This window comes from Desulfosarcina sp. (assembly GCF_033791525.1).
Lineage (GTDB): Bacteria > Desulfobacterota > Desulfobacteria > Desulfobacterales > Desulfosarcinaceae > Desulfosarcina.
This window is the reverse complement of record NZ_JASJGN010000135.1, coordinates 1-4,540: the sequence shown is the minus strand read 5'-3', so window position 1 is coordinate 4,540 and position 4,540 is coordinate 1. Positions and strand designations below refer to the sequence as shown.

Annotated in this window: 3 protein-coding genes; all 3 read right to left on the bottom strand. The window is 55.4% G+C overall.

All coding sequences use genetic code 11. The features are described 5' to 3' along the window. Positions 1–1,818, bottom strand: a 1,818-nt coding sequence (locus tag QNK41_RS06330) for an ABC-F family ATP-binding cassette domain-containing protein (protein WP_319254900.1), incomplete at its 3' end; no start/stop codon positions are given. 163 nt (positions 1,819–1,981) lie between these two features. Further along, entirely contained in the window at positions 1,982–2,890 is a 909-nt protein-coding gene (locus tag QNK41_RS06325) for a M55 family metallopeptidase (RefSeq protein ID WP_319254898.1), read from the bottom strand. After that, positions 2,883–3,608, bottom strand: coding sequence for a 1-acyl-sn-glycerol-3-phosphate acyltransferase (locus tag QNK41_RS06320; protein WP_319254896.1), 726 nt, complete (start codon positions 3,606–3,608; stop codon positions 2,883–2,885). The genes QNK41_RS06325 and QNK41_RS06320 overlap by 8 nt, the downstream gene beginning before the upstream one ends. Positions 3,609–4,540 lie beyond the last annotated feature (932 nt).

Below are 4,540 nucleotides of genomic sequence, written 5' to 3'. Positions count from 1 at the left end.
CCGCTGCCGCTGTTCATCCATCTGCTCCATTTCAGCGAACCGGGTCTCGATGATCTCCTGGCAGGTGCGGATTTTCTGGGAAAGGGGGCCGATCCGGGCACCATCGCCCTGCTCGGATGCCTCGACCATCTCCTGGTTCAACCGGTTGAGCAGGGCCTCATTTTTCTCAATACTATTTTCTGCCGCAGCGATTGCATCTTCCATGGGCTTGAGTACCTTGGATTTCTCGGTGATGATTTCCGATCGCAGGCGCCTGTGTTCTTTCTTGGTGAGACGGGGCAGTTCGGGTGATCGGTCGAGGTCCGAATCATCGATCCGCCGGGTCAGTGCCGCCGTATCCCCCCAGCCGCCCTTTTCCAGGAACTCCTGGTAACTGCCGTGGAACATGCGGGCGCCGACGTCATCGAAGACAATCAACCGGTCAGCCAGGGCGTGCAGAAACATCTCGTTGTGGGTGACCATGACCACCGCGCCGTCGAAATTGTCGATGGCGGCCAGCAGAGCGTCGCAGGCGTCCATGTCCAGATGGTTGGTGGGTTCGTCCAGCATCAGCAGGTTCACCGGGGTGACCAGCAGTTTGCCCAGCATCACCCGGCTTTTCTCACCACCGGAGAGAACGCTGATCTTTTTCAAGGCGTTGTCGCCCTCGAACATCATGGCTCCGCAGATGTTGCGGGCTTTCTGGCGGTCCACGTCCGGCTGGGCGTAGAGGAGCTCCTCCTCCACGGTGCGGCTGTCCACCAGGCTCTGGATGTTGGTCTGTTCGAACACCCCGGACTCGACCTGCGGGTTATAGGTGACCTGGCCCGATGCCGGAACCAGGCTGCCGGCCAGCACTTTGAGCAGTGTGGTCTTGCCCTTGCCGTTTTTGCCCACGACGCAGATCCGCTCCCCGGCCAGAATGGAAAGCTCCAGATCTTCGAACAGCGGCCGCCCCGCCCCCCAGGCAAAGGAGAGATTCTCAACCGTGCACACCTGCTTGGCCTTGAAAGGCTTGCTGCGAAAAGAGAACTCCAGGTTTTTGGCCTGCTCCAGTTTGTCCTTTTTTTCCATCTTGGCCAGGGTCTTGACCCGGGATTGAACCATGTTGGCCAGTCTGGCTTTGGCCCGGAACCGGGAGATGAACAGGCTGATTTCCTTTTCGCGGCGCTCGTCGTTGAGCCGGGTCTTTTCGTAAATCTCCTCATCCTGGGCGATTCGGTCGTAGTACTTTTCCGTATTGCCTTCGATCTTTCTGGCCTTTTTGCGGTGAATACCCACGGTGTGGGTCACCAGCTTGTCCATGAACCCCCGGTCGTGGGTGATCAGTATCAGCTCATGGGGCCATGAGAGCAGAAAATTCTCGATCCAGCGGATGGAGGTGATGTCCAGGTAGTTGGTGGGCTCGTCCAGCAGCAGCAGGTCCGGTTCCGAGACCAACACTTTGGCCAGGTTGAGCCGCACCTGGAAGCCACCGGAAAAATCATGGGGGTTCCTGACCATGTCGCTGTCGGAGAATCCCAGGCCGGCCAGGATTTTCTCCACCTTCCAGTGGTGATCTTTTTCCGATGCGATCAGTCCTTTCATACCCTCGGCCAGCACGGTGGTTTCGGTAAACTGAATATGCTGCTGGACATAACCGATGCGATACCCTTTGGGCATGGTGACGGCGCCGTCATCGCAGCCTTCCTCGCCGACAATGATGCGAAACAGCGTCGACTTGCCGTGGCCGTTGCGGGCCACAAGACCCACCCGTTCTTTTGAGTTGATCTTGAAGCTGACGCCGTCGAAAAGCACCCGGCCGCCAAAGCCCTTGTGTAAATTGTCGATACTAATCATGTTTTATCGCATCGCTGCGGCCTTGGCCTGAACCGCAACCTACCATTTGTGGATCGGCACCGGCACAGGCCTGCTGGTCCGAACCATTACGTCCAACGCAGATACCTGGCTTAGATATTCTACACGGGTGGAGGTATAGATGAAGGCGGTCCAGGTGTCAATGTCAGGACTCGATCTTCAACTGGCGGCGGACCCACAGCCGGCCCAGCCGACCGACCAGGTTGTATAGGTGCCGGCTGTACGGAAGGGTCTTTTCGGCCAGCGGGGGCAGGTAGCACAGGCGGATCAGGCTGGTGTACAGGGCGAGAATATCATCAGCATCAATACGCACGGTGGCACCGGCGCGTTTAAATCCCCACGGATCGGCCATATTTGCGGCTGCCGCGGCCCCATCCCGGATGGTAATTTCGGCCGTTAAGGGGCCATCGGGGCGATAGGGCATCACGGAGACGTTGGTTAGCGATTTGGCGGCAGTTTGTGCCAGACCTTTACGCCATCGATCCGCATCCAGGGTTTCCGGCGAGAGGGTTTTGTCGATGGGAAACGTGTGGATGCCCTCTATCCGTTCACTGGCCTGGGCGCAGGCCACCGGGCAGCCGGAAAAGAACACCACCGGGATGCCATGCATTGCCAGGGAAGCAGCGAACAGTTCCACTTCAGCCAGGGGGCGGCCGGCCACCAACAGGGACGCCAGGCGCGAGGTCAGCGTATGGGCCAGAAATCCGGCGGTGCCCGCTGCCGCGTGCATACCGATCATCATCGCCGCATCGGCATCTCCGGGGTCGCCCAGGCCCGGCACGGGGCCCTGATGGTAGCCGCAGACGATCCGGGCACGACTGTCGATCACCTCCGGCATCAGGTTGTAGCCGGTGCGGTGAAAATCCTTCACCGTTACCCGTTGAACGCCTGCATCGAAAAGACCCTTGACCACGGCATCCACGTCCCGGGACATGGATGCGCAGGCTCTTGCCCAGGGCTTTGTCAGAAACGATGAGGCCCGGTAGCTGCCGCAGCCGCTACTGCCTTCGATGTCGGCCAACACAAGAATGTGGCGGTAAGGGTTTTTATCCAAGAGAGGCTGCATACACCGGAGGAGGTGCCGGCTCTAAATCCAAGCAGTAGCGGGCCCGGCGGTATTCAAGGTCCCGGACCAGGGCTTTTTTGAAACCGGCCGGTCCATGCTGGTCCATCAGCCGGCTGCGATAGGCGGTGATGTCAACGGTTTCCAGGCGCATGCGAAGGGTCTTGAAGATCCTGGGGATGCGCTGGCCGGGTGTCTGCACGTGATGCAGACCTGCGCTGTAGGCGAGCAGCATCCGTCCTTGCGGGATGCTTTGGACGATATCGGCGATGCCGCCCCTTACGGTCATGGCCCGGCCGTATTTGTCCAAGCAGTTGGCCCGCATCATGCGGCCTTCGGGCATGATGATCACCATGGTATCCGGTTTCATCGTGGCAAGGACCTGGTTCCATGTGCGATCGTTTTTGCGGGTGACGGCGACCACGTTTTTTGCCACCATGCGGAAAAAAAATCCCAGGATAGGGCGCTGGGTGGCTTTGTCGGCCACGGGCATGAGGCCCATAAAGGCGATGCGTTTGATGAATTCATTGGGAAATCCGCCGACGAACAGGGGCTCGTAAAGGCTGGTATGGTTGAGAAAGGTTACCAGCCGAAGACGGCGCCATGGATCCGGGGGGGGCGGATGGACCCAGTTGATGTCGAACCGGTAACAGAGGCGGCTAAGCCTTTTAATGGCCCGCAGCATGGCATAGATGCACGCTTCTCGCATGTTGCGCCTCCGGAACAGAAAAAGGAATCGATATTCTATCGATACAGAATTTGATTATTCTAATTTACAACCTGCTGAAAGTATAGATATAATTTTGGAGATTACAAAAGTTTTACAATGTTGGCGGTTACCTAAAAAACCGATATCTGTGTTCCGATTGATCCATCGTCAGTGCGAAGTCAACCTTTCATCTTGTTGCCGGCAAAAAGGTCTTAAAGTTGTGCTCACCACCAAGGTCTTCGGTCATGTCGTCCACGGGCCTACGTTCCTGTTGGAATGATTGTCCTGATTTATGGTTTGACAATAACAGGTTCTGGTATGGAACGGTGCCGTGGTGTTTCTCAATCTATCCAAAATCAGATAGACGTTGTGATATGGTATGGTAATTTTGGAACCACTCTGAAGCGATTTTCTACCAGCGAGAGGTGGCTATCTGTAGGTGCGACTTTTCGGCACTACGTTGGAGAAGCATGTATTTACCCAAATTTATTCGAGCCTGTTTTAGACAGTACTTACATGCAATTTGGAATCGACTATTAAGGTCAGGGGCAAGCCACAATATATTGTATGTGTAATATTTCTATATTATTCCAAGTATATAGCAGTAACATGCACAATTAACCGAATGCATGTTTGTTAAGTCTATCAATACCAATCTGGAACCGAAATGGTCATTAATACCATGCACTACCGATACCCAGATAAAAAAGTGGTATCTTCAGGCCCTAACAAGTGCATAGTTTACCAGATCGAATCATCCGGACGGAATGGTTACGAGCGGCAGCGATTCATTGCCCCCAGTTTCGGTCAACGAAAAAAGGATCATTAAAAAAGCAAGGGTTCGCTTGGATCGAAAGTCTCTTTTGTCTATCCAAAACCAGTGATCTTCATACTTGACCGCTGTAAAGGAGTACTCTGGTTTGTCGATGCCG